At 72.9% G+C, this 23,358-nt stretch carries 23 protein-coding genes; 14 read left to right on the top strand and 9 right to left on the bottom strand.

Annotation, left to right across the window (positions count from 1 at the left end; genetic code table 11):
- Positions 1 to 17: 17 nt before the first annotated feature.
- Positions 18 to 884 (bottom strand): DUF6010 family protein, encoded by an 867-nt coding sequence (locus tag E0H26_RS22075; RefSeq protein ID WP_240742307.1) that lies wholly within the window; start codon positions 882 to 884, stop codon positions 18 to 20.
- A 139-nt stretch (positions 885 to 1,023) separates the two neighbouring features.
- Between E0H26_RS22075 and E0H26_RS22070 the strand changes: the two genes are divergently transcribed.
- The 4 genes from E0H26_RS22070 to E0H26_RS22055 all read left to right on the top strand — a co-directional run bounded on the left by E0H26_RS22070 (position 1,024) and on the right by E0H26_RS22055 (position 5,484).
- Positions 1,024 to 2,172, top strand: coding sequence for a sensor histidine kinase (locus E0H26_RS22070; protein WP_131306784.1), 1,149 nt, complete (start codon positions 1,024 to 1,026; stop codon positions 2,170 to 2,172).
- Complete coding sequence (locus E0H26_RS22065; RefSeq protein WP_131306756.1) at positions 2,169 to 2,774, top strand: response regulator transcription factor; 606 nt, start codon at positions 2,169 to 2,171, stop codon at positions 2,772 to 2,774. The genes E0H26_RS22070 and E0H26_RS22065 overlap by 4 nt, the downstream gene beginning before the upstream one ends.
- Positions 2,775 to 2,913: 139 nt before the next feature.
- The gene (locus tag E0H26_RS22060) at positions 2,914 to 3,870 is read left to right on the top strand and encodes a DUF5715 family protein (protein ID WP_131306755.1); all 957 of its coding nucleotides are present in this window, start codon (positions 2,914 to 2,916) and stop codon (positions 3,868 to 3,870) included.
- A gap of 3 nt (positions 3,871 to 3,873) precedes the next feature.
- Positions 3,874 to 5,484, top strand: coding sequence for an asparagine synthetase B family protein (locus E0H26_RS22055; protein WP_131306753.1), 1,611 nt, complete (start codon positions 3,874 to 3,876; stop codon positions 5,482 to 5,484).
- 56 nt (positions 5,485 to 5,540) lie between these two features.
- On the opposite strand, the gene E0H26_RS22050 is transcribed toward E0H26_RS22055, so the two are convergent.
- The 6 genes from E0H26_RS22050 to E0H26_RS22025 all read right to left on the bottom strand — a co-directional run bounded on the left by E0H26_RS22050 (position 5,541) and on the right by E0H26_RS22025 (position 11,344).
- Positions 5,541 to 5,906 carry a winged helix-turn-helix domain-containing protein gene (locus E0H26_RS22050; protein ID WP_131306751.1) on the bottom strand — a complete coding sequence of 122 codons (366 nt, stop codon included), beginning with the start codon at positions 5,904 to 5,906 and terminating at the stop codon, positions 5,541 to 5,543.
- A complete protein-coding gene (locus tag E0H26_RS22045) occupies positions 5,903 to 6,637 on the bottom strand; it encodes a hypothetical protein (protein WP_131306749.1) in 735 nt (244 codons plus the stop codon). The genes E0H26_RS22050 and E0H26_RS22045 overlap by 4 nt, the downstream gene beginning before the upstream one ends.
- 114 nt (positions 6,638 to 6,751) lie before the next feature.
- A complete protein-coding gene (locus E0H26_RS22040; RefSeq protein ID WP_131306747.1) occupies positions 6,752 to 7,966 on the bottom strand; it encodes an ArsB/NhaD family transporter in 1,215 nt (404 codons plus the stop codon).
- A 122-nt stretch (positions 7,967 to 8,088) separates the two neighbouring features.
- A complete protein-coding gene (locus tag E0H26_RS22035; protein ID WP_131306745.1) occupies positions 8,089 to 8,310 on the bottom strand; it encodes a DUF2188 domain-containing protein in 222 nt (73 codons plus the stop codon).
- Between the two features lie 113 nt (positions 8,311 to 8,423).
- Positions 8,424 to 9,686 (bottom strand): nucleotide sugar dehydrogenase, encoded by a 1,263-nt coding sequence (locus E0H26_RS22030; RefSeq protein WP_131306743.1) that lies wholly within the window; start codon positions 9,684 to 9,686, stop codon positions 8,424 to 8,426.
- A 293-nt stretch (positions 9,687 to 9,979) separates the two neighbouring features.
- Positions 9,980 to 11,344, bottom strand: a complete 1,365-nt coding sequence (locus tag E0H26_RS22025; protein ID WP_131306741.1) for a serine/threonine-protein kinase — start codon at positions 11,342 to 11,344, stop codon at positions 9,980 to 9,982.
- A gap of 504 nt (positions 11,345 to 11,848) precedes the next feature.
- On the opposite strand from E0H26_RS22025, the gene E0H26_RS22020 reads away from it, so the two are divergent.
- From E0H26_RS22020 to E0H26_RS29630, 9 genes are all read left to right on the top strand, one after another.
- Complete coding sequence (locus E0H26_RS22020; RefSeq protein WP_131306739.1) at positions 11,849 to 12,475, top strand: RNA polymerase sigma factor; 627 nt, start codon at positions 11,849 to 11,851, stop codon at positions 12,473 to 12,475.
- Between the two features lie 16 nt (positions 12,476 to 12,491).
- A complete protein-coding gene (locus E0H26_RS22015; RefSeq protein ID WP_131306737.1) occupies positions 12,492 to 13,316 on the top strand; it encodes a hypothetical protein in 825 nt (274 codons plus the stop codon).
- 276 nt (positions 13,317 to 13,592) lie between these two features.
- Positions 13,593 to 14,828, top strand: coding sequence for an ergothioneine biosynthesis glutamate--cysteine ligase EgtA (gene egtA, locus E0H26_RS22010; protein WP_131306735.1), 1,236 nt, complete (start codon positions 13,593 to 13,595; stop codon positions 14,826 to 14,828).
- Positions 14,825 to 16,162, top strand: coding sequence for an ergothioneine biosynthesis protein EgtB (gene egtB / locus E0H26_RS22005; RefSeq protein WP_131306733.1), 1,338 nt, complete (start codon positions 14,825 to 14,827; stop codon positions 16,160 to 16,162). Before egtA ends, egtB begins: the two co-directional genes overlap by 4 nt.
- 10 nt (positions 16,163 to 16,172) lie before the next feature.
- A complete protein-coding gene (gene egtC / locus E0H26_RS22000; RefSeq protein WP_131306731.1) occupies positions 16,173 to 16,919 on the top strand; it encodes an ergothioneine biosynthesis protein EgtC in 747 nt (248 codons plus the stop codon).
- Positions 16,920 to 16,963: 44 nt separating this feature from the next.
- A complete protein-coding gene (gene egtD, locus E0H26_RS21995) occupies positions 16,964 to 17,929 on the top strand; it encodes an L-histidine N(alpha)-methyltransferase (protein ID WP_131306729.1) in 966 nt (321 codons plus the stop codon).
- 263 nt (positions 17,930 to 18,192) lie between these two features.
- Positions 18,193 to 18,780 (top strand): TMEM165/GDT1 family protein, encoded by a 588-nt coding sequence (locus tag E0H26_RS21990; protein WP_131306727.1) that lies wholly within the window; start codon positions 18,193 to 18,195, stop codon positions 18,778 to 18,780.
- Positions 18,781 to 18,885: 105 nt separating this feature from the next.
- Positions 18,886 to 19,248 carry a DUF1622 domain-containing protein gene (locus tag E0H26_RS21985; protein WP_131306725.1) on the top strand — a complete coding sequence of 121 codons (363 nt, stop codon included), beginning with the start codon at positions 18,886 to 18,888 and terminating at the stop codon, positions 19,246 to 19,248.
- Positions 19,245 to 19,562 carry a hypothetical protein gene (locus E0H26_RS29630; RefSeq protein ID WP_206025291.1) on the top strand — a complete coding sequence of 106 codons (318 nt, stop codon included), beginning with the start codon at positions 19,245 to 19,247 and terminating at the stop codon, positions 19,560 to 19,562. The genes E0H26_RS21985 and E0H26_RS29630 overlap by 4 nt, the downstream gene beginning before the upstream one ends.
- Positions 19,563 to 19,571: 9 nt before the next feature.
- On the opposite strand, the gene nhaA is transcribed toward E0H26_RS29630, so the two are convergent.
- Positions 19,572 to 20,900: a Na+/H+ antiporter NhaA gene (nhaA, locus tag E0H26_RS21975; protein WP_131306723.1), complete on the bottom strand. Its 1,329-nt coding sequence runs from the start codon at positions 20,898 to 20,900 to the stop codon at positions 19,572 to 19,574.
- Positions 20,901 to 21,259: 359 nt separating this feature from the next.
- Between nhaA and E0H26_RS21970 the strand changes: the two genes are divergently transcribed.
- Complete coding sequence (locus E0H26_RS21970; RefSeq protein ID WP_131306721.1) at positions 21,260 to 22,717, top strand: tyrosine-protein kinase domain-containing protein; 1,458 nt, start codon at positions 21,260 to 21,262, stop codon at positions 22,715 to 22,717.
- On the opposite strand, the gene E0H26_RS21965 is transcribed toward E0H26_RS21970, so the two are convergent.
- Positions 22,698 to 23,252 carry an arsenate reductase/protein-tyrosine-phosphatase family protein gene (locus E0H26_RS21965; RefSeq protein ID WP_131306719.1) on the bottom strand — a complete coding sequence of 185 codons (555 nt, stop codon included), beginning with the start codon at positions 23,250 to 23,252 and terminating at the stop codon, positions 22,698 to 22,700. The genes E0H26_RS21970 and E0H26_RS21965 overlap by 20 nt on opposite strands.
- Between the last annotated feature and the right edge of the window lie 106 nt (positions 23,253 to 23,358).

Genomic DNA, 23,358 nt, shown 5'->3' with positions numbered 1-23,358 from the left:
CCGTATTCCGGGGCCGCTCAGGTGGTGAGCAGGGCCAGGATGATGGTGAGTCCCAGCACGGCGTCGATGACGAGGCACCATTCGGCGTACCCGCGTGGGACCACCCGGCCGGTGCGGTGGTGGACCAGGTCCCAGCCCGCGTGGGCCAGCCAGCCGACCGCCACCAGCCAGTACGCCGTCTCCCCGCCGACGGCGGCGGCGAACAGGGCCAACCCGCCCCAGGCCGCCAGGCCGACGAGTTGCCGCCGCAGGTTGCCGGGCACCCCCCACTGCCGCCGTACGCTGCCGAGGAGCAGGTAGCCGGCCGGCAGCACCAGCAGCGTGTACGGGCCCAGCAGCGCCGGTTCGGTCCAGTTGTCGGCGGTCATCAGCAACGCCAACCCGGCCGGCCAGCGGTGCACCAGCACCCGCGCCAGCGGCTGTCGCGGTGCGGACCGGGGCACCGGATGGTGGGCGTACTCGGCCCGGCGGCGCAGCACGGCCACGGCCATCGCCGGCAGCATCAGCAGGTGGGCGCCGATCAGCAGGGTGTCCGCGGCGAGCACCCCGGCCCGGTACGGCACGAGCAGCAGCAGGACCGGCAGGTACATGGCCAGCACCATCTCGCCGATCGCGGCACCGCCGTGCCCTCGGTACCACATCCACAGCACCATGGCGAGGCTCATGTCGGTGGCCATCAGCAGCGCACCGACGCCCGGTGCCGCCGGGGCCAGCCCGAACGCCGTACCGAGGGCGGCGCGGGCCGGCCCGAACAGCAGCATGCCGGCCACCATGGCCAGCGCCATCTCCAGCAGGTGTCGGACCACCTGCCGGCCGGGTCGGACCGGTGCGCCTCGGTCTTCGGTCGTCGTCGCGGCGAGGGCCGCCGGGGTCAGCTCTGTCATGTCGCCGAGCCTGCTGGTGCGCGGAGCCGGGTACCACCGGCCGGAGGTCACCGCTGCGCCGGGTGGAACGCCCGGCCGCACCGGGCACACCGCAGGGTCCACCGGTACGGCGATCCGCTCTACCCTGGCGACCGTGGTGATGGACGTGCCGGGCGCCGGGCGCAACCTGTCCCGGGCCCGGGGCGCGACCCTGGTCTCGTTGACCCTGGGCATGGCCGCCAGCCTGCTGCTGCCGGCGGTCGGGCTGACCCGGGAACCGGACGCCTGGCGGGTGATAGCGGGCGCGTTCGGCCTTGGCGCGTTCGCGCTGGTGCTGGCGGTGGCGCTGTACGCGGCGGTCACCCCCGAGCCCGCCGAAGGGCTACGCCGGTGGCTCTGGGTCGGGTACGCCGCCGTGGCGGTGCTCACCGTGCCGCTCGTCGCGCCGGTCGCGCACGGCGACTGGCCCACCTGGGCGTGGCTGGGCGCGGCCCTGGTCGGCGGGGTGCCGCTACTGGGCTCGTCCCGCCTTGCGGTGCCGGTCGCGCTGGTCGCGGTCGCGGCCGGTGCGGCGGTGGTGGCCACGATCAGCGGTACGCCGGTCGGCCGGTCCCTGCTGATCACCGGTTCGGTCGGGCTCGGCATCGCCGCGGTGAATGGCTTCCAGGTGTGGTTCTGGCGGCTGCTGGTGCAGGCCGAGCAGGGCCGGGCGGCGCAGGCCCGGCTGGTCGCCGCGCAGGAACGGCTGCGCTTCGCCGGCGACGTGCACGACCTGCTCGGGCATCACCTGACCGTCATCGCGCTGAAGGCCGAGCTGGCCGCCCGGGTCGCCGCCGACGATCCCGAGCGCGCCGGCCGGGAGGCGGGTGCGGCGCAGCGTCTGGCCGCCACGGCGCTGGCCGAGTTGCGCCGGACGGTGCACGGGTACCGCCGGGTCGACCTCGACGAGCAGCTCACCGCCGTCGGGGAGGTGCTCCGTTCGTCCGGGGTGCGCTGCACGGTCGTACCACCGCCGGGCGAGCTGCCGCCGGAGGCGGCCACGCAGCTCGCGGTGGTGCTCCGGGAGGCGGGCACCAACGTGTTGCGACACAGCCGGGCCGGCTGGTGCCGGATCGAGATCACCCAGGAGGGGGAGGTGGCGCGGATGACCGTGACCAATGACGGGGCGAGTGTCCCGGCGGCTCCGGACCGTTTCAGTCACGGCTTGCGTGGCCTGGCCGAACGCCTCACCGCCGCCGGGGGGCAACTGCGTACACAGTGCGCGGACGGGGTCTTCACCGTCGAGGCGACCGTACCGACGGTCGCATGATCCGGGTCCTGCTCGCCGACGACGAGGAGCTGATCCGTACCGCCCTGGCCGCCCTGCTCGATCTTGAGGCGGACCTCACGGTGGTGGCGCAGGCGGCCGACGGTCAGGCCGCGGTGACGGCGGCGCTGGCCCACCGGCCGGACGTGGCGGTCATCGACCTGTCCATGCCCCGGCGGGACGGCTTCGAGGTCGCCGCCGAGTTGACCCGGGCGTTGCCGGACTGCGCGGTGGTCATCCTCACCGGCCAGGGGCGGCCACCGCACCTGGCCCGCGCGCTGGCGGCCGGGGCCCGGGGATTTCTGCCCAAGGGCGCCCCGGGCGGCGCGCTCGCGGACGTGATCCGCCGGGTGCACACCGGTGGCCGGTACGTCGACCCGGCGCTCGCGGCCGACGCGCTCACCATCCCGCCCTGCCCGCTGACGCCTCGGGAATTGGAGACGTTGCGGCTGGCCGGCGACGGCGCTCCGGTCGCGGTGATCGCCCGCCGGGCCCACCTGTCGGCCGGCACGGTGCGTAACTATCTGGCGCTCGCGGTGCAGAAGTTGGGGGCGAGCACGCGGGCCGACGCGGTGCGGATCGCCCGGGACAACGGCTGGTGGTGAGCCCTGCCGATGATCGGCGGTGCGGGTGGTACGGGCCGGTCCGCACCCATTCGAGGAAGATAGGAGGATTGTTCGGACTCGTGCCGGTACGTGTGGTTACTCTCGGCGACAGGCGAACACCGGGAGAAGGGACCCGACCATGCGAGTGCCCAGCCGAAGCCCGGGACAGCGGCCAGGTCCTCCGGCCGCGCCGGCCCGGCGCCGTCCGCGCGGCCCGGTCCGCCCGTCCGCCGCGAACGGCCCCGACCTGGACGCCTACCGCGCCGCCGTGGCCGAACTGCTCGTCGAGGTGGGCGCGCTGGCCGGGGCCAGCAGCACCAAGGCCCGGCAGGTACTGATCGACCAGCGGCTACGCGAGCCGGCCATCGCCGCGGTGCTCGACAACACCCCCCAGGGGCTGATCGGCGCCCGGGAGACCCTGCTGCTGGAGATGGCCCGGTACCAGCCCAACGCACGCAGCTCCGCCGTGGACCTGACCGCGCTGGTGCGGATCTATCTGCTCTCCCGGATCGACGTGATGTGGTGGCGGGACGCCTCCACCTTCGTCACCGACACCGAGGTGCACCACAGCGTGGACCTGGTCGACCTGGAGTGGCTGCGCCGCCGGGACCTGCTGCGCTTCCGGTACACCGAGCAGCCCCGGACCCTGGTCGGCCGGGGGGTACGCGCACTGCGCCGCCGGGTGCTGCCCGACACCACTCCGCGTACCGCCGGCCTGCTGTTCCGCCGGGCCCGGCGGGAGGTGGTGGCCCTGCTCAACGACATCGGCCGAGAGTTCGTCGCGGCGACCCCGGCGGGCACTCCGCCACTCTGGGTGACCAGTCTGGTCCGCAGCGCCGAGCATCAGTACCGGCTACGCCGGCTGGGTTACGCCGCGATGCTGCCCAGCGGGCACTGCCTGGGTTGGGCGGTGGACCTGGAGATGGAGTGGTTCGGCCGCTTCGGCGTGCGGGACACCCTGGCCGGGCTGCTGCTGAACCGGCAGCGGACCGGTGAGATCAACGTGGTGGACGAGGGCCAGGCCTGGCACGTCTGCCTCGCCCCGAGCGCGACCGCGCGACTGCGCCGGGCGTACGAAGCAGAGATGGGGATCTGAGCGATGTGCGGGATCGTACTCAGCATCGGCCCGGAGGCCGACTCGGTCGTCTTCCGCCGGATGCTCGGCGCGCTCGCCAGTCGAGGTGAGGTCACCGAGACCCGGTACGAGACCGGCCTGCTCGCCGGTACCCGTCGACTGCGGGTGGTGGACCGGGACCGGGCGGTGCAGCCGTGGCTCTCCGCCGACGAGCGCTGGCTGCTCTGCTACAACGGCGAGGTCTTCAACCACCACGAACTGCGTGCGGAGCTGAGCGGCCTGGGCCACCGGTTCCGCACCGCCAGCGACACCGAGGTGGTGCTCGCCGCCTTCGCGCAGTGGGGCGAGCAGATGGTGCACCGGCTGCGTGGCGAGTACGCCATCGCCATCGTGGAACGGTCCACCGGCCGGGCGTACCTGGTGCGGGATCCGCTCGGGGTCAAGCCGCTGTACTGGTCGCGGATGCCGGGGTGTCTGCACATCGCCAGCGAGGTCAAGGCGCTGGTCCGGGCGGGCGCCCCGGTGGTCGAGGTGCCGCCCGGCTATCACGGCTGGGCCGACGCGGACCGGCAGGTCCACCTGCGGCCGTACGTGGACCTGCTCTCCCTCGGCGCCGGTCAGCCGGTGGTGACGGATCCGGACGAGGCCGCCCTGCTCGTCCGTACCACGCTCACCGACAGCATCCGGGTGCGGCTGGACACCGACCTCACGGTGGGCGTGGTGCTCTCCGGCGGCGTGGACAGCTCGCTGGTGCTGCTGCACGCCGCGCAGCGGCACCCGGACTGCGTGGCGATCACCGTCGGGGTGCCGGAGAGCCCCGACGTGGCGTACGCCCGGCGGCTGGCCAGGGAACTCGGTGTCCGGCACGAGGTGGTCGAGCTGCGGCCGCGTGACATCCGGCTGGCCGACGTGCGGGAGGCGATCCGGATCTCCGAGTTGACCGAGTACGGCGACATCATCAACGCGGTGGTCTCGGTGCCGATCTTCCGGCGACTCGGCGAGTTGGGGATCAAGGTCGTGCTCACCGGCGACGGCTCGGACGAGCTGTTCGGCGGCTACCCGATGTACCACGAGGTCGGGCCGGAGTCGGCACGGCGACTGTTCCTGCACAAGATCCGCAACCTCTGCCGTACGGAGTTGCAGCGGGTCGACCGGACCAGCATGGGCTTCGGGGTGGAGGCCCGGGTGCCCTTCCTCGACCTGGCGTTGGTCGAGTTGGCGATGCGGCTGCCGATCGAGTTGAAGCGGCGCGAGGGGCAGGAGAAGTGGATCGTCCGGCGGGCCTTCGCCGACCTGCTGCCCGACTACATCCGGCGGCGGCCGAAGAACCCGATGTCGTACTCGTCGGGGTTGCACGAGCGGACCCGGCTGTACAAGCCGCTCTTCGCCCGGCTGCACCGCTCGTTCGGCTACCACCTGCTGGAGCCGGTCCGCCGTGACTTCGACAGTGTGCTGATGAGTTGCGACAACGACCTGGACGCGGCGATCGCCGCGGGCCGGGCCCGGCGGGACTACACCGTGCTGGAACACGCCCGCGACCTGGTCGGCGCGGCGCGGTGGAACGCCGCCCCGATGGTGCGTCGGCTGGTGTCCCCGCGTCGCCACCGGGGCGACGGGGCGCCACTGCCCGGTTGACGGTGTCCGGGGGCCTCGGCGGCGCGGCCGGTGCGGAGGAAGGCCGGCGGGGGCCGTCAGCTCTCCTCGTCGGCCGCGGTGGCGGTCCGGATCCGGCTGACCAACTGCTCCAGCGCGGTCACCTCGGCTCGCAGCGCCGCGCGGCCCGCGCGGGTCAGCCGCAACCAGGTGACCGGGCGTCGTCCCTCGTAGCCCTTGGTGGTCTGGAGCAGTCCGGCCTGCTCCAGGATCCGGAGGTGGCGGTTGAGGTTGCCGTCGGTCAGCCCCAACTCGTCGCGCAGGGCGGCGAACCGGCACTCGGTCGCCTCGCTGAGCACGGTGAGGATGCCCAGGCGCACCCGCTGGTGCACCACGTCGTCGAGGACCGTCGCCGGGTGCGGCGACGGCCCGGCGCCCGGGGCGCCGGACCCTGCCTCGGTCACCTGGGGCGCCGGCCGGTCGCCAGGTTCACGGCGGCGACGACCAGCAGCGGGAGAGCCATCAGGACAAGATAGTGGGCCGGCCGCAGCGACAGTTGACCACCGAGCCCGCTGCCGCCGACGAGCACGCTGGTCCAGCCGGGCAGATGTCCGAGCGGGAAGCTGGTGCACAGCCAGACGGTGAGGGCGGCGATCCAGATTCCTGCGGCGAGCAGTCCACGGCTGTGTTCGGCGCGACCCAGCACGATCACGGCGGCGGCCAGCGGGAGCAGCGGGGTCGACAGGCCGGCCCAGTGCGGGCCGGTGGCGAAGACGAGTTCCTCCGGAACCGGGCCGACCGGCACCGCCGCGAGTACGGCCAGCAGCACCAGTACGCCGAGCCCGGTGGCGGCGACCAGCGGCCACGCCACCCGTACGCCGTGCCGGCGGGCCCGCCACGCGTACCAGAGTGCGACGACGGCGAACAGCAGCGGGGTGCCGACGAACCAGAACAGGTAGGACGCCAGCGGGCTGACCTGCTCGTCGGGCAGTCCCGCCCAGAACGGGTGGGTGGCGTCGACGGAGGTGGGCTGGGCCAGTGGGTGACGGTAGAGGGCGGCGCTGGCCAGCAGCAGGACGGCGAAGCCGAGGGCGGGCAGCCATGCCCCGCCGTGGGCCCGCCGGTGCGCCCGCTCGCGGAGTTGCTTGAGCGCGGCGAGGGTTTCGGCCGCCTCGTCGGCACTGCCCTGGACCATGCGTCACTCCAAACTCTGCGTGTTGACGGAACACCGCTTCGGCTCTGCCTTGGCGAGAACTTTGCGATGCAAAGTCTATGGCCCGCCGAGGGTCGGGACAAGCCCGCTGCCGGTTCAGCCGGTGAGCAGCAGGGCGCCGACCGCCGCGAGGGTGCCGAGCACCGCGAGTGCGGTGCTGGTGACCAGGAACCTCGCCAGCGGCACCCGCACCCGCGCGGCCCGGCAACGCTCCAACCACAGCAGCGTGGCCAGTGAGGCCCAGGGCAGGGCCAACGGGCCCACGTTGGTGCCGACCAGCAGCGCGAGCAGGCGTTGCCGGTCACCGGCCGGCAGCACCGCCTCGCCGGCCAGGTAGGCGGGCAGGTTGTTCACCAGGTTGGCCAGCAGCGCCCCGGTGCCACCGGCGCGGAGCGCGCCCGGCACGCCGCCCTCGTCACCGGCGAGCCAGGCGACCAGGTCGTTGAGCCCGTGCTCGCCGATCGTCTGGATCACCAGGAACAGCCCGGTGACGAAGACCAGCAGACGCCAGGGCAGCAGGGCGGGGCGCAGCGAGCCGGGGGAGCGGATCGCGAAGCCGAGCAGCAGCAGGCCGGTCGCGACCGTCGAGGCGAGCCCGACCGGCGCCCCGGCCAGGATCATGGCGACGAACAGCAGGCAGGCGACGAGCGCCGTACGGTACAGCGCCGGGTCGGCGGGCCGGTGCACCGGCGGCGGCGCGAAGCGGCCCCCGGCGGGCCGGTCCCGGCGCCACCAGAGAAACCAGAGCAGGACGGTGGTGACCGCGAGCGAGGCCAGTTGGGGCAGCCACATGACGCCCAGGAACGCCAGCGGGTCGAGCCCGATCCGCTCGCTGGCCAGCAGGTTCGTCAGGTTGGACACCGGCAGCAGCAGACTCGCCGTGTTCGCCAGCCAGACCGTGGTCACCGCCAGCGGTGCCACGGCGGTGCGCAGCGACACCGCCAGCGCGAGCATCACCGGCGTGAGCAGCACCGCCGTGGTGTCCAGGTTGAGTACGACGGTGGTCAGCGCGGCGAAGCCCACGCAGAGCCCGAACAGCGCGAGCCAGCGGCCCCGGGCGACGACCGCCAGTCGGGTGGCGAGCACGTCGAAGACGCCGGCGGCGGCGGTCAGCTCGGCGAGGACCACCACCGTGCCGAGGAAGAGCAGCAGGGGCAGGATCCGGGCGAGGGTGTCGACGGCATCGGCGCGGGGCAGCAGCCCGGTCGCGACACAGCCGGCGCCGCCCAGCGCGAGCCCGACGGCCACCACGTCCAGCGGATGCGGTCGGCGGCGGCCGGGTGGTGTCGGGGCGTCCCCGGTGCTGGTCACGGACGGCCATCCTCGCACGCATGGCGGGCCTGGCCGGCACCGGTGTCGGCCGAGGTGACGGCGGCACGGTCAGTGCCGGCCGGCCGGCGGCACCGGGGCTGGTGGCGCCGGCCGGCCGACGGTCAGCCGGCGGGCGGGTACGGGTCGTCGCGGTAGGTGAACTCGGTCTCGATCCGTCCGTCGGCGGTGTGCACCACGAGCTGGCTGGGCTCGTTACCGTGCGCCGCCTCGCGCCCGGCCTCGACCGCGCGCTGCTTCGTGTCGTACGTGCCGACCACGGTGCTGCCCTGCTCCACCTTCCAGCCACCACCGTCGGGCACCACGTGGTACTCGGTGCGCGTCATCTCCGCATCCCTTCCTGGTCACGTCGCAGGTGCCGACGAGGTACCCGGGAACGGAGGGACAAAACCGCACCCGTGGTGCGCGCGGGACAGCAGGTGCGGCGGCTCGCCCGGGGCTAGATTCGTTCCACGTTCGGGCCGGTGCAGCGGTTGCGGGCGTCGAAGATGTACCGGGCGTGCCGCTCGACCAGGGCGTAGTCGAACAGGTCGTGGTCGGTGATCACGACCACGCAGTCGGCCGCACGCACCTCACGTTCGGTCAGCTCCACGGTCAGCACCCCGTCGGGGAGGTGGTTCGCGGCGGCGTACGGCTCCACCGCGCGGACCTCGGCGCCCAGCTCGCGCAACCGCCGGGTCACGTCGACCGCCGGCGAGTCGCGCATGTCGCCGGTGTTGGGTTTGTACGCCAACCCGAGCACCAGCAGCCGGGCTCCGCTGACCGCCTTACCGGAGCGGTTGAGCCCGGCCATCACCCGCTGCGCCACGTGTTCGGGCATCTCGTGGTTGATGTCGTTGGCCAGCTCGATGAACCGGAACTGCCGCCCGAGGCGGCGTTTGACCTGCCAGGACAGGTAGCACGGGTCGATCGGCAGGCAGTGCCCGCCGACGCCCGGGCCGGGCCGGAACGGCATGAAGCCGAAGGGCTTGGTCTCCGCCGCCTCGATCGCCTGCCAGACGTCGATGTCCAGCTGGTGCGAGAGCATCGTCAGCTCGTTGACCAGGGCGATGTTCACCTGACGGAAGGTGTTCTCGATCAGTTTCGTCAGCTCGGCGACCCGGGTGGAGTCCACCGGCACCGTACGCTCCACCAGCCGCTGGTAGAAGCTGTCGACCCGGGCCAGCGCGGCGGGGTCCATTCCGGAGACCACCTTGGGGGTGTTCTCCAGCCGCCAGGTCCGGTTACCCGGGTCGATCCGCTCGGGGCTGTAGCCGAGGTGGAAGTCCCCCGGGCTGCTCAGCCCGCTGGCCGATTCCAGCAACGGTCGCAGCAGTTCCTCGGTGGTGCCCGGGTAGGTGGTCGACTCGAGGATGACCGTGCAGTCCGGCCGCAGGTAGGGCGCGATCGCCGTACCGGCCTGCTCCACGAAGCTCAGGTCGGGGGTGCCGTCGCGCAGTGGCGTGGGCACGGTGATCACGCAGTAGTCGAAGTCCTCGGCGTCGGCGTACTCGCTGCTCGGGTGGTAGCGGCCACTGGCCAACGCCCGGCCGAGCCGGTCGGCGGGGATGTCCCCGACGAACGACTCACCCGACGCGAGCCGCTTCACCCGATCGGTGTCGACGTCGAGGCCGACGACGTCCAGGCCGGCCTCGACGGCTCGCATGGCGAGCGGCAGGCCGACGTAACCCTGGCCGACGACGACCAGCTTCTCCACGCTCATCCGGGCTCCCGAACATTAGGCAGCAGCTGCTGGCAGGAGCCTAGAGCGACTTATGGGGCCAGGTGTCCGTTTTGGGGATTCCGGTGCCCCCGGGACGAACGAGGACGCTGTGGCGCTGGGTGCTAGGTGCTTGTCTCGCGGATCTTGGTACGGAACGGCCCTTACGGGGGCCGTTCCGTACCAAGATCCGCGGCTGGGACCGGGAGGCCGACCAGCGATGTTGGACTGCGCTGCGGACGAACGTCGATCGGACTTTCCGCCGTCCCTGACCGACAAGATCCGCGAGACCGAACCTAGCCGGTGACTTCGCCGTCGCCGGGGGGCGCGTCGCCGGTCGGGGTCGTCGGCGGTGGCGTGGTGGGTGGGGCGGGCGGCTCCGTGCTCGGCGTGGTGCCAGGGCTCGGGCTGGTCGGGCTCGGCTCCGGATCCGGTGACTCGGGTTCGCTCGACTCGGTGGGCTCGCCGGTGCTCGGCGAGGGCGAGGTCGACTCGGTCGGCTTGGCCGTGGAACCGGCCGGGCGGTACGGCGGGACGCGCGTCGGCCGGGTTTCGGTCTCGCTCGGCGACGTCTTGTCGTCGACGATCGACTCGGCGGGCGGCGGGCTGCTCGGCAGATGCACCGCCGGGGTGTCGGCGTCGCTGGCCGCGCTGAGCGCCGCGCCGAGTGCGACCATGCCCACCAGCACGGCGGTGAGCGCACCGACCAGAGGGCCGCGCCCTCGCCGCGCGCCCACCGGTGCGCCGTGCGGCACCGTGCTGTCCGCCCGGGTGTCCGGCCCGGGGTCGCGCACCGCCGCGGAGGCCGGGACCATCGCCGTCGGCAGGGAACTGTCCGACACGGCGCTGCGGGCCGCCTCCGCCATCGCCGCACCGCTGCTGAACCGGTCGGCCGGGTCCTTGGCCAGGGCCCGCTCGACCAGGGCCCGCACCGCTTCCGGGATCTCGTGCGGTAGCTCCGGCGGCGGGTCGTCGAGGTGTCGGACGGCGACCTGGAGCGGGTTGTCGCCGGTGAACGGCGGGCTGCCGGTGAGGCAGCAGTAGGCGACCGCGCCGAGCGCGTAAAGGTCGGTCGCTCCGGAGACGGGTCGTCCCGCGGCCTGCTCCGGGGCCATGTAGAGGGCGGTGCCGGGCACCGCGTTCGTGCTGGTGATGCTGGTCACATTGGTCGACCTGGCGACGCCGAAGTCGACCAGGACGACCGTCCCGTCCTCCTGCACCAGCAGGTTGCTCGGCTTGACGTCGCGGTGCACGATCCCGCTGAGGTGCGCGGCGTGCAGCGCCTGCGCCGCCTGCGCCACCACGGACATGGTCTCGGCGATGTCCAGGCGGCTCTCGGCCTCGATCCGCCTCGACAGTGGCTGGCCGGTGACGAACTCCATCACCAGGTAGTCGGCCCGGCCCCCGTTGGCCAACTCGTCCTCGCCGCAGTCGAAGACCTGCACGATGCCCGGATGGCGCAGCGCCGCCATCATCCGGGCCTCGGCGCGGAACCGGGCGATGAAGTCGGGGTCGGACACCAGCGAGGGCAGCAGCACCTTGATCGCGACCTGTCGGCCGAGGATCAGGTCGGTCCCACGCCAGACGTCTCCCATGCCGCCGGTGGCGACGCGTTCGTCCAGGCGGTACCGACCGCTGAGTACGACCTCCGAAGACAACACGGCACCACCGTACCCATCGTGGGCACGATCGGCGCGCCGGCTGTCCGCGCCCGGAACACCTCGTGACCGGGGGCGGTGAGCCGGCATCGTCCGGTGATCACCAAGGGTGACAGCGCTGCTGCGCAGGGCGTCCGCCGTCGGGTCGGGCGATGATCGTGACCAGGCCGGGGGCCGGTGGTGGCGTCCACCGGGCGCCGCACGTTACGGCAAATCGCCGTTCACGCGCTAGACATTTGTCACTTGCTGACCCGGGTCGGCCCCACTTGGCCTGTTGACGGTACCTCGCGGTGCCGGCGTGGCGGCTCGGATGTTTCGGTACCGGTGGTTGTGGTCGGCGGTGCTGTCGGGAACAATCCGCATCCGGGCCACAACGGTCCGGGAACGAGCAGGTTGACGGGGGCGGGGTGCGGGGAACAGGTCCAGCCCGGACAGCCGACCCGCACCTGGTGCGCCTGCTGTGCGGGCGATCCACGGAAGGACCGGTAAGACGGAAACGGCAAGGCCATGACCAGTGAACTGAGTCAGGCCGTCGAAGCGGCCCAGGCCGGCGACGAGGAAGCGTTCCGCTTCCTCTACCGCAGCCTCCAGCCCGGGCTGCTGCGCTACCTGACCGCCCTGGTCGGTGCCGACGCCGAGGACGTCGCGTCGGAGACGTGGTTGCAGGTCGCCCGCGACCTGCCCAACTTCAGCGGTGGGGAGTTCCGTGCCTGGGCCGTCACCATCGCCCGGAACCGGGCCATGGACCATCTGCGGCGGCAACGCCGCCGGCCCGCGCTGCCGGTGCCGGTGCAGGAACTCAGCGAGTTGGCCGGGGACGCGGACACGGCCGAACGGGCCGGCGAGAGCATCGGCACCGAAGCCGCCCTCGCGATGATCGCCAGCCTGCCGCCCCGGGAGGCCGAAGCGGTCCTGCTGCGTGCCGTCGTCGGGCTCGACGCCGAGACCGCCGGTCGGGTGCTCGGCCGCCGGGCGGGGGCGGTGCGCACCGCCGCGCACCGTGGCCTGCGACGCTTGGCGCTGCTGCTCGGTGAACGGGCCGAGGAGGAGGCCGCGACCGCCGCGACGCCGGCCCCGCCGCCGCGTCCGCGTACCGGGCCGCAGGCGCCGCACGCCGAGCCGGTGGACGGTTGACGTGAGGGGATTACGCATGTTCCTGCGGCGGTTGGGCGGCTCGGGAGCCCCGACCGACCCCGAGCAGTTGCTCGATGCCGCCCGTGAGGCACGCCCCGCAACGTCGTCCGGTCCGTCGGACCCGCTCGTCGGGCTGCTGCGGGCCGCCGCGGCCCCGCCCCGGGAGCGGGAACTCGCCGGTGAGCAGGAGGCGCTCGCCGCGTTCCGGGCCGCCCGGCAGGCCGGCGCGCCCGCTGCGGCACCCCGGCCCCGCCGTCGGCGGTTCACCGCCGGAGTGGTGGTCTGGATCGCCGGTGTGGCCGCCACCGCCACCGCGGGCGCCGCCCTGGCAGCGGTACGACTCGACCAGCCGGACGAGCGACCCGCCCCGCCGCCGGCCCCGATCACCGGCCCGGTCGCGCCGTCGCCCCGCGCGACGGGTGGGCAGCCCGATCGGGATGGCGCGAGCCCGTCCCGAGGCGAGTCGGAAGCCCCGTCCGTCGTCACCCCCGGCGCTGGCGTCGGGCCGACCGACGGGCTCGCCCCGACGCCGCCCGCACCCGAGTCGAGTGCTCCAGTGGTGGACGCGACCGTGCAGGCCGGCCCGGGTAACTCCGACAACACCGCCGACCGGTCCGGCCTCTGCAAGGCATACCTGCAGAAGTCCGAGCGCCAGCGGGAGAAGGCCCTGCGCACTCCCGCCTTCAACGAACTGGTGGTCGCGGCCGGTGGCGCCGAGAACGTGATGGCGTACTGCCAGGGGGTGTTGGCCGAGACCGACCCGCAGTGGCTGGCCAAGCACGGCCCCAGCACCGCGCCGGAGTCCGCCGACGGCCAGGTGGCCTCGACCACGGACTCCTGACCCGCCGCCCGCCCGCGCGGCGACGCGCCCCGACCTGGTCGCCTCCGCCTCCGGGTGACGGTGCTGTCCGACCTTGCCGGCGGTCCGGCGCCGCACGGGTGGGTGCGGGGCGGATGGCCCGGGCAACGCCCGTCGGTCGGGATGAAGGTGAATTCCGCTCGACGTTCGGTCGACGCCTGCTAGACAGAACTTGGCGTGGCCCTCGGCGGCCCGCCGATGTCACCGGTACGGGTTACCGTGACAGAGCTGAGCCGGCACCGGGAAGGGAGCCGTTGCATGGTGATGTCGCCGGAATTGGACCGGGTCCGGCAACTGCGGGACCGCGCCGCAGCCGCCCGGCATCTCGCCCGGATCTGCTTCAAGACCGGCCCACCGACCTACACCGGTGTCGAGTTGGAATGGACGGTCCACGACGCCGTCGACCCGACCCGCCCCATCGAGGCCGCGCGGTTACGTGCGGCGCTGGGGCCGTACAGCCCCACCACGCTGGATCCGGACAGCCCCGCCCTGCGACTGCTGCACGGCGGCGCGGTGACCGTCGAGCCCGGTGGCCAGGTGGAGATCTCCACCCCGCCGCGCGCCCGCCTGGCTGCCCTGATCGAGGCCACCCAGTCCGACATCGACCAGGTCGCCCGCCTGCTGGACGTCGCCGGGCTGCGCCTGGGCCGCGCGGGACTCGATCCGTACCGCCAGCCCAGGGCCGTGATCGACACACCCCGCTACCGCGCCATGCGCCGCGTCTTCGACCGACGTGGCCCGGCCGGGCGGACGATGATGTACGGCACCGCCGGCCTGCAGGTCTGCCTCGACGCGGGAGAGCCCGGGCAGTTGGCGGCCCGATGGGCGCTGGCCCACGCGGTCGGCCCGCCGCTGCTGGCCGCCTTCGCCACCTCCGGCCGGCTGGCGGGCCGGGACACCGGCTGGGCCTCGGCGCGGATGGGCGCCTGGTTGCGCATCGACCCGGGCCGCACCGCCCCGGTCTGGGAACCCGGTCGGCCCGACCTGGATCCGGTCGCCGCGTGGACGGCGTACGTGTTGGCCGCGCCGCTGCTCTGCGTCCGCGACGGTGACGACGACTGGACCGCACCGCCGGACGTGACCTTCGCCGACTGGCTCGACGGGGCGCTGCCCCGGCCACCCACCACCGACGATCTTGAATACCACGTGAGCACCCTCTTTCCGCCGGTCCGGCCGCGTGGCTACCTCGAACTGCGCTATCTGGACGCGCAGCCCGGCCGGGAGTGGCGGCTGCCGCTGGCGGTGCTCGCCGCCCTGCTCGCCGGCGCCGACACGGTCGACTCGGCGCTCACGGTGGCCACCCCGGTGGCCGGCAACTGGCATGTCGCCGCGCGGCACGGCCTGCGTGACCCGGCCCTGGCCTCGGCCGCCGCCGCGCTGTTCGACCTGGCCCTGGCGGAACTGCCCCGGCTCGACCTGCCGGCGGAGTTGGCGCACGACATCGAACGAGGGCTACGCCGCCGGCGGGCCGTCGCACAGAGGAGGCAACGGTGACCGACACCGTGACCGAACGGGCAGACGCGGAGGGCCTGCGGGGCCGGATCGCGACGGAACTGGAGCGCACCCGCGCCCGGACCGCCCTGCTGACCGAGGTGGTGGACGACGGCGACCTGATGCGCCAACATTCGCCGCTGATGTCCCCGCTGGTGTGGGACCTGGCCCATGTGGGCAACCAGGAGGAACTCTGGCTGGTGCGCGACGTCGGTGGCCGGGAGCCGGTCCGCCGCGACATCGACGACCTGTACGACGCCTTCAAGCAGCCCCGCGGGGACCGCCCGTCGCTGCCGCTGCTGCCGCCCGGCGAGGCGCGGGCCTACCTGGCGACGGTCCGCGACAAGGTGTTCGACCTGCTCGACCGGGTCGCCTTCGACAGCGGCCCGCTGGTCGCCGACGGTTTCGCCTTCGGCATGATCGTGCAGCACGAGCAGCAGCACGACGAGACCATGCTCGCCACCCACCAACTGCGCTCCGGGCCGGCGGTGCTGCAGGCGCCGCCGCCGCCCGAGCCGGCCGTTCGGCTGGCCGAGGAAGTGCTGGTGCCCGCCGGCCCGTTCGTCATGGGCACCGACGCGGACCCGTGGGCGCTGGACAACGAACGCCCCGCCCACCGGGTGGAGTTGCCCGCGTACGTCATCGACGCGGCACCGGTGACCAACGGGGCGTACCGCGAGTTCATCGCCGACGGCGGGTACGACGAGCCGCGCTGGTGGAGCGAGCCGGGCTGGCGACACCGTCAGCAGGCCGGACTGAGCGCGCCGTTGCACTGGCGGCGCGACGGCGACGGCTGGGCGTACCGACGCTTCGGCCGGTGGGCTGCGGTCCGCGACGACGAACCGGTGGTGCACGTCTGCTTCCACGAGGCGCAGGCGTACGCCAGGTGGGCGGGCAAACGACTGCCCACCGAGGCGGAGTGGGAGAAGGCGGCCCGCTGGGATCCGGGCACCGGCCGGTCCCGCCGCTACCCGTGGGGCGACGACGAGCCGACCTCGGCCCACGCCAACCTGGGGCAGCGGCACCTGTGGCCGGCGCCCGTCGGTGCCTATCCCGCCGGCGCCTCGCCGCTGGGCGTGCACCAGCTCATCGGCGACGTGTGGGAATGGACCGCGACCGGCTTCCGGGGATACCCGGGCTTCGCCGCCTTCCCGTACCGCGAGTATTCGGAGGTCTTCTTCGGCGACCAGTACCAGGTACTGCGGGGCGGTTCCTTCGGCACCGACCGGTCCGCCTGCCGGGGCACCTTCCGCAACTGGGACTATCCGATCCGCCGGCAGATCTTCAGCGGGTTCCGCTGCGCCCGGGACGCCACCGCCGAACAGGCCCACCGGTGACGGTCGACTGATGTGCCGCCACCTGGTCTACCTGGGACCGCCGGCGACCCTGCGCGAGTTGCTCTTCGATCCGCCGTACTCGCTGCTGCGCCAGTCCTGGGCGCCGCGTGACATGCGCGGCGGCGGAACGATCAACGCCGACGGCTTCGGTGTCGGGTGGTATCCCGACGGCGGCCCACCGGTGCGGTACCGACGGGCCCAACCGATCTGGAGCGACCCGACCATCGCCGAACTCGCGGCGGTCACCTCGGCCACGGCGGTGCTGGCCGCCGTGCGCTCCGCCACGGTCGGCATGGCGGTCGTCGACGGCGCCGCCGCGCCGTTCGCCGAGGGCCGGTGGCTGTTCAGCCACAACGGGGTGGTGCGCGGCTGGCCGGACTCGATGGTCCCGCTCGCCGCCGAGCTGCCCGTACGTGACCTGCTCACGCTCGACGCGGCGACCGACTCGGCGCTGCTCTGGGCGCTGGTGCGCCACCGGCTGCGGGCGGGCGTCGCGGCGGCGCGGGCGGTCGCCGAGACGGTCACCTCGGTCGCCGCCGCCGCCCCCGGGTCGCGGCTGAACCTGCTGCTCACCGACGGGCGGACGGCGGTCGCCAGCACCACCGGGCACGCCCTGTCGCTGCGCGCCACCGGCACCTCGGTGCTGCTGGCCTCCGAACCACACGACGACGATCCGGGCTGGCGGGAGGTGCCGGACGGCCACCTGGTGCAGGCCACCGCGACCGTGGTGCGCCAGTGGCCGCTGGTCGAGTCCTGAGCCGCTTGGTCGTACCCGATCAGCTCTACCGAAGGGGGAAGCAGATGAGTTCTGAACCGCTTGAGATCTACCTCGACGATCAGGACATCGCCGAGAGCCTGCGCCGGGACGTACGCGTGGGGCTGAGCGCCGGGGCGAAGTGGCTGCCCCCGAAGTGGTTCTACGACGCCCGGGGCAGCGAACTGTTCGACGAGATCACCCGACTGCCGGAGTACTACCCCACCCGGGCCGAGCGCGCTGTGCTGGCCCAGCACGCGGCCGAGATCGCCGAGGTGACCGGTGCGAAGACGCTGATCGAGCTCGGATCCGGGTCGTCGGAGAAGACCCGGTTGCTGTTGGACGCCTTCACCCGCCGGGGTGGCCTGGGCACGTTCGTCCCGCTGGACGTGTCGGTCAGCGCGCTGCGGGGATCCACCGAGACCCTCGCCGCCGACTACCCCGGATTGCGGGTACGCGGCATCGTCGGCGACTTCACCCGTGACCTGCACCGGCTGCCGGCGGGTGGGCGACGACTGGTGATCTTCCTCGGCGGCACCATCGGTAACCTGCTGCCGGCCGAGCGGGCCGAGTTCCTGACCCGGATGCGGGCCGCCCTGGAGGTGGGTGACTGGTTCCTGGTCGGTACCGACCTGGTGAAGGACCCGTCGGTGATCGTGCCCGCGTACGACGACGCGGCGGGAGTGACCGCCGAGTTCAACCGCAACGTGCTGCGGGTGCTCAACCGGGAACTCGGCGCCGACTTCGAGCCGGACGCCTTCGCCCACGTCGCGCTCTGGGATCCGCAGCGGGAGTGGATCGAGATGCGGCTGCGGGCCGAGCGGCCGATGCGGGTGCGGGTGCTGGATCTGGAGGTCGGCTTCGCCGCCGGGGAGGAACTGCGTACCGAGGTGTCGGCCAAGTTCCGGCCCGAGGGGATCGCCGCCGAACTGGCCGTGGCGGGGTTGCCCGCCGAACGGTTCTGGACCGACCCGGCCGGGCTGTTCGGAGTCACCCTCGCCCGCGCCGACTGACCCCGGCCGGGCGGTGCCGGCCGGGTGGTGCTGACCCCGGCCGGGCGGTGCTGACCCCGGCGCCCCCGGCCCGGCCGCTGATCGGCTAGGCTGGGCGCAGCGAAGGGGAGTAGCCCGCAACACCGTGGTCGACATACTGGTGCGTTCCGCATCCGGCCACGGGGCCTCACGAGACGAGGCGGGCGAGACCTTCGACCCAGGCGGTAACCAGCCGGGTCGAGGGCATCCCCGTACCTCCTCCCGGCCTGATCCGGAAGGACGTCATGGAAGGCTTCCTCGTCGCGCTGGCAGTCAGCTTCGGCGTGATCTTCGTCGCCGAGTTGGGAGACAAATCCCAGCTCATGGCGTTGGCATTCGCCACCAGATATCGCACCATGCCGATTCTGATCGGCATCACCGTCGCCACCGCCGTGGTGCACCTGGCCTCGGTGGCCATCGGGTACAGCCTCGGCGCCGCCCTGCCGACCGGCTGGATCTCGCTGCTGGCGGGTGTGGCCTTCATCGGCTTCGGGCTGTGGACCCTGCGGGGTGACACGCTCACCGAGGAGGACAAGCGCAAGGCCGCCAAGAGCGGCAAGTCCGCCGTGCTCACCGTGGGTGTCGCGTTCTTCCTCGCCGAACTCGGCGACAAGACGATGCTCGCCACGATCACGCTGGCCACCCAGTACGGATGGTTCGGCACCTGGATCGGTTCGACCATCGGCATGGTCGCCGCCGACGCGCTCGCCATCATCGTCGGCCGGCTGCTCGGCCGGAAGCTGCCGGAACGGACCATCAAGTACGGCGCCGCCGCGCTGTTCGCCCTCAGCGGCATCTGGCTGATCATCGAAGCGGTCGCCGAACTGCTCTGAGTGCCGGCCCGGCACTCCCCGCTGCCCTGAGTGCCGGCGCGCCGAACCGCTCTGAGTGCCGGCCCGGCGCCGACTACCCCGGTGTCGGCCGGGTAAGGCGCCGGGGTGGACGTCGAGGCAATCCTCCACCGCGGTCATCACGTCGTGGTGACCGCGGTGGAGGTCGTCGGTGTGGTGGTGATCGTCGCCGGGGTGGCCTGGGCGGCGCTGCGGTTCGTGGTCGACGGGTTGCGGTACCGCGACGCCGCGGTGTTCACCCGGATCCGACTGACCCTGGGCCGGTTCCTCGTCCTGGGCCTGGAGTTCCAACTGGCGGCGGACATCCTGCGTACCGCGTTGTCGCCGACGTTCGCGCAGATCGGTCAGCTCGCCGCCATCGCGGCGATCCGGACCGGACTGAACCATGTGCTGGGGCGGGAGATCGAGCAGGAACAACGGCAGGTCGAGCGGCCGGGTGGGGCGAAGTGACCGGGACCCTCGCGGCCGTGGTCACCGCGCTCGGTGCGCTCACCGCCGGGGTGGCGCTGGTCACCACCCGTTCGGTGTCGACGGCCCTCGGGGTGCTGCTGGACATGCTGATCGCCGCCGGCCTGCTGCGGTTGGTCGGCGAGCAGTCCGGGTCGAGCCTGGCCGCGGTGGCCGCGATCGTGGTGTTGCGCAGTGTGCTGCGTGGCGCGCTGCTCGCGGACCAGCGACGGTGGCGCCTCGCGGACCAGCGACGGTGGCGCTCGGCCGGTCGCCGACGTCCGGCCGAGCGGGCCGGCCGGACGTCGGGCTGTTGACCGTCCGGGTCAGCCGCCGGGCTTCTGGTAGACGTCGGGCACGCCGTCCTGGTTGAGGTCGACCTGTTCCTTGAGGGCGATCATCCGGTACGCCCGGTTGCGGCGGACCAGTACGACGCTGGCGAGCAGCGCCGAGATCAGCGAGCCGGTCAGCACGGCCGCCTTGACGTTGTCACCCGCCATGCCGTCGGAGCCGAAGGCCAGCTCGCCGATCAGCAGCGACACGGTGAAGCCGATACCGGCCAGGAACGACACGCCGAGCAGGTCCGACCAGGTGATGTCCTCGTCCAGTCGGGCCCGGGTGAACCGGGCCAGCAGGAACGTGGAGCCGAGGATGCCGACGACCTTGCCGACCACCAGACCGAGTACGACGCCGATGACGATCGGGTCGGTGAACACCGCACCCAGGTCGGCGCCGCGCAGCGAGACCCCGGCGGCGAAGAACGCGAAGACCGGTACGGCGAAGCCCGCCGAGATCGGCCGCCACTTGTGTTCCAGGCGCTCCGCGAGGCCCGGCGCGGGACGGCCGTCGCGCCCCTGGCGGGCGAGTACCGGCACGGTGAAGCCGAGCAGGACGCCGGCCACCGTGGCGTGCACTCCGGAGGAGTGCACCAGGGTCCAGGCGACGAGTGCGAGCGGGACGAGCGCCCACCACCAGGTGCGCCGCCGCTGCACCAGCAGGCCGAACAGCGCGATGGGCACCAGGGCGCCGAGCAGCGGGAGCACCCGGAAGTCGTCGGTGTAGAAGATCGCGATGATGGTGATCGCGAGCAGGTCGTCGACCACGGCCAGGGTGAGCAGGAAGGCGCGCAGCCCCTGCGGCAGGTAGGCGCCGATCACCGCCAGCACGGCCAGCGCGAAGGCGATGTCGGTGGCGGTGGGGATGGCCCATCCGCGTAGTCCCTCGCCGCCGGCGCCGAGGTTGACTCCGACGTAGATCAGCGCGGGCAGCGTCATGCCGCCGACCGCCGCCACGACCGGCAACGCGGCCCGGCGCGGGTCGCGCAGTTCGCCGGCGACGAACTCCCGTTTCAGTTCCAGCCCGACCACGAAGAAGAAGATGGCCAGCAGTCCGTCGGCGGCCCAGGTGGCGAGGTCGAGGTCCAGGTGCAACGCGGAGCCACCGGACCAGGGCACCCATCGGCCCAGCTCGGCGTAGGCGTCGCCCCACGGCGAGTTGGCCCAGCCGAGCGCGATCACCGCACCGAACAACAGGAGCGCGCCGCCGACCGTCTCCATCCGGAGGACGTCGGCCAGGAACCGGGCCTCCGGCCAGGAGGTACGCGCGAAGAGGCGGCGGACGCCGCGGCGCTCAGGGGGTGGGTTGTGCGAGGTCATGCGGTGGTTCCACCTGTCGGTTGACGAGTTGCAGCTTCATCGCCGACCAGTCTTCCCGGCACACCGGCCATGACCTTATCCCCTGCCGGCCCCGGGCGCGAGGGCGGCGAACGGGAGCCGGCCGACATCGTCGCCACCGGGGATTCGGTGGCCGAGAAACTGCATATTTCCGGCCGGAGGGCGATTCCGACGGACGCCCGGTCCGGTTGGGCATAGGGGAGTGCGTCCTCTGCGAGGAAAACCCCTAACTCCGGACACAAGTCATATAAGCCGCTTTAATGGTTTCACGAGATTAAGTCGACCTTGGGGGTTTTCGTGAAGTTCTTTGGCGTTACCGCCCCGATCCGGAGGCATGCCTGATGGACCTGTTGCGCCAGCTGCGTCTTGTGCGACAGCACTGGTGGATCGTCCTGGTCACCGTCATGGTGGCCCTCGGCGTGACCGCTCTGATCACGGTCCGGGCGCAGCCCCGCTACGTCGCCTCGGTCACCTTCTTCGTGACCACCCCGAGCCAGGGCGTCGCCGACGCCTACCAGGGTGGCCTCTTTCTCCAGCAACGCGTGAAGTCGTACGCCGAACTGCTGACCAGCGACCGGCTGGCGCAGAGCGCGGCGGCCGATCGTCAGCTCGGCCTGACCGCTGAGGAGATCCAGCGTCGGGTGAGCACCTCCACCGAGAACGGCACCGTCCTGCTGCGGGCCTCGGTGACCGACACCGACCAGACCCGGGCGCTGCGGATCACCGAGGCGCTCGCGGCGAACTTCGTCGAACTCGTCCAGAAGGTGGAGACCAAACCGGATGGCAGCGCCGGGCCGATCAAGATCGAGGTGGTCAGCGGGCCCCGGGTGACCCCCAGCCCGGTCTCCCCGCAGCCGATCCGCAACACCGCCATCGGCGTCCTGCTCGGCCTGCTGGCCGGCGTCGGCCTGGCGGTTCTGCGCGGCATGGCCGACGTCCGGCTGCGCGACGCCGCCGCGCTGCGCCGGGTCACCGGCAGCCCGCTGCTCGGCGAGATCCCGATCGACGGCAACGCCCGGGTGGCACCTCTGATCGTCGGGGACGCCGCGACCTCGGCCCGTGCCGAGGCGATCCGGAAGCTACGGACCAACCTGCGCTTCGTCGACGTGCACGAGCCGGCGCGGGTCATCGCCGTCACCAGCGCCCTGCAGGGGGAGGGCAAGACCACCCTGTCGTGCAACCTGGCGATCGCCCTGGCCGAGGCGGGCTGGCGGGTCCTGCTGGTCGACGCCGATCTGCGTCGGCCCAAGGTCGGCCACTACCTGGGCATCGACTCCGGGGTCGGGCTGACCGACGTGCTGGTCGGCGACGTGCATGTCGGCGACGTGGTCCAGCGGTGGGGCGACAAGTCGCTGCTCGTGCTGCCCAGCGGTTCGGCGCCGCCCAACCCGAGTGAACTGCTCGGCTCCAAGGCCATGTCGGACCTGCTGCTGGCGTTGCGCGAGTCGGCCGACATCGTGATCATCGACACCGCCCCGCTGCTCGCGGTCACCGACGGTGTGGTGGTCGCCGTGCAGGCCGACGGTGCCCTGCTCGTCAGCCAGCAGGGACGCACCTCGCGGGCGCAGGTGGCCACGGCGGCCCGGGCCCTGCACTCGGTCTCCGTACGGCTGCTCGGCTGTGTGCTGAACATGGCGCGAGTGCCCAAGACCGAGGCCTACCAGTACGAGGCGTACCGGGTGATGGCGGGCACGTCATCGGTGCCGAAGGGGCGGTCCTCGGCCGGCCGGCACGCCGAGCGTGGCAGCGCCGGTCAGCCGGTCGACCACACCCAGGAACTCACCCGGCTGTCTCGATGAGCACCGCCAACGGTCGCAGGGACCGCTCGATCTCCTCCGCGCAGCGCCGGAAGTCCTCGGCCGTGCCGGCGACCGGGTCGGGCAGGTCGTCGGCGTCCCCGGGCGCGGGTTGCAGCCGTCCCCGGGCCAGGGTGGCGGCGGCCACCGCCGCGGTCAACGGATCGTCCTGTTCGGTCAGCGGCGGTTCGACGGCCGCGGCGAGCCGGCCGAACTGGCGCAGGGTGAACGTCCGGTGCAGCGCCGCCGGCGCCAGCGCGGTACAGATCGAGCGTTGGCGCCGGGTCGCGGTCAGCACCAGCACCGCGTCGGTCAGGTGCTCCGGGGCCAACTGCCGGGTCCGGAAGTCCGCCGGCTCGGCACCGGTCTCGGCGACGATCTCCGCCGCGTACGGATGCATGGGCCGGTCCGCCACCGCGTCCGTGCCAGCGCTGGCGACCGTCACCGGCCGTCCGGCCAGCATCCGGCGCGCCGTGTACTCGGCCATCGGCGACCGGCACAGGTTGGCGTGGCAGACGAACAAGACTCCGTTGACCATCGGAAACCCTCTCGACGAGGCGGTCGCGCATGGTGGCGCCGCAGCGGGGGAGGGGTTGCCGGCATCGTACGTGACGCCCACCGTCACGTACGCCGCGCCGGGCCGG

The organism is Micromonospora zingiberis, from assembly GCF_004331455.1.
Lineage (GTDB): Bacteria > Actinomycetota > Actinomycetes > Mycobacteriales > Micromonosporaceae > Micromonospora > Micromonospora zingiberis.
The sequence above is the reverse complement of the archived record's forward strand: the minus strand, read 5'-3'. Positions and strand labels throughout refer to the sequence as shown.

Excerpts from the sequence above, each read along its gene's own strand:
- egtD (WP_131306729.1), top strand. The coding sequence starts at position 16,964 with ATGAGTTCTGAACCGCTTGAGATCTACCTCGACGATCAGGACATCGCC.
- E0H26_RS22060 (WP_131306755.1), top strand. The coding sequence starts at position 2,914 with ATGCGAGTGCCCAGCCGAAGCCCGGGACAGCGGCCAGGTCCTCCGGCC.
- E0H26_RS22015 (WP_131306737.1), top strand. The coding sequence starts at position 12,492 with ATGTTCCTGCGGCGGTTGGGCGGCTCGGGAGCCCCGACCGACCCCGAG.
- E0H26_RS22045 (WP_131306749.1), bottom strand. The coding sequence starts at position 6,637 with ATGGTCCAGGGCAGTGCCGACGAGGCGGCCGAAACCCTCGCCGCGCTC.
- nhaA (WP_131306723.1), bottom strand. The coding sequence starts at position 20,900 with ATGACCTCGCACAACCCACCCCCTGAGCGCCGCGGCGTCCGCCGCCTC.
- E0H26_RS22020 (WP_131306739.1), top strand. The coding sequence starts at position 11,849 with ATGACCAGTGAACTGAGTCAGGCCGTCGAAGCGGCCCAGGCCGGCGAC.
- egtA (WP_131306735.1), top strand. The coding sequence starts at position 13,593 with ATGGTGATGTCGCCGGAATTGGACCGGGTCCGGCAACTGCGGGACCGC.
- egtC (WP_131306731.1), top strand. The coding sequence starts at position 16,173 with ATGTGCCGCCACCTGGTCTACCTGGGACCGCCGGCGACCCTGCGCGAG.
- E0H26_RS22065 (WP_131306756.1), top strand. The coding sequence starts at position 2,169 with ATGATCCGGGTCCTGCTCGCCGACGACGAGGAGCTGATCCGTACCGCC.
- E0H26_RS22030 (WP_131306743.1), bottom strand. The coding sequence starts at position 9,686 with ATGAGCGTGGAGAAGCTGGTCGTCGTCGGCCAGGGTTACGTCGGCCTG.
- E0H26_RS22070 (WP_131306784.1), top strand. The coding sequence starts at position 1,024 with ATGGACGTGCCGGGCGCCGGGCGCAACCTGTCCCGGGCCCGGGGCGCG.
- E0H26_RS21990 (WP_131306727.1), top strand. The coding sequence starts at position 18,193 with ATGGAAGGCTTCCTCGTCGCGCTGGCAGTCAGCTTCGGCGTGATCTTC.
- E0H26_RS22035 (WP_131306745.1), bottom strand. The coding sequence starts at position 8,310 with ATGACGCGCACCGAGTACCACGTGGTGCCCGACGGTGGTGGCTGGAAG.
- E0H26_RS22075 (WP_240742307.1), bottom strand. The coding sequence starts at position 884 with ATGACAGAGCTGACCCCGGCGGCCCTCGCCGCGACGACGACCGAAGAC.
- E0H26_RS21970 (WP_131306721.1), top strand. The coding sequence starts at position 21,260 with ATGGACCTGTTGCGCCAGCTGCGTCTTGTGCGACAGCACTGGTGGATC.
- E0H26_RS21965 (WP_131306719.1), bottom strand. The coding sequence starts at position 23,252 with ATGGTCAACGGAGTCTTGTTCGTCTGCCACGCCAACCTGTGCCGGTCG.
- E0H26_RS22055 (WP_131306753.1), top strand. The coding sequence starts at position 3,874 with ATGTGCGGGATCGTACTCAGCATCGGCCCGGAGGCCGACTCGGTCGTC.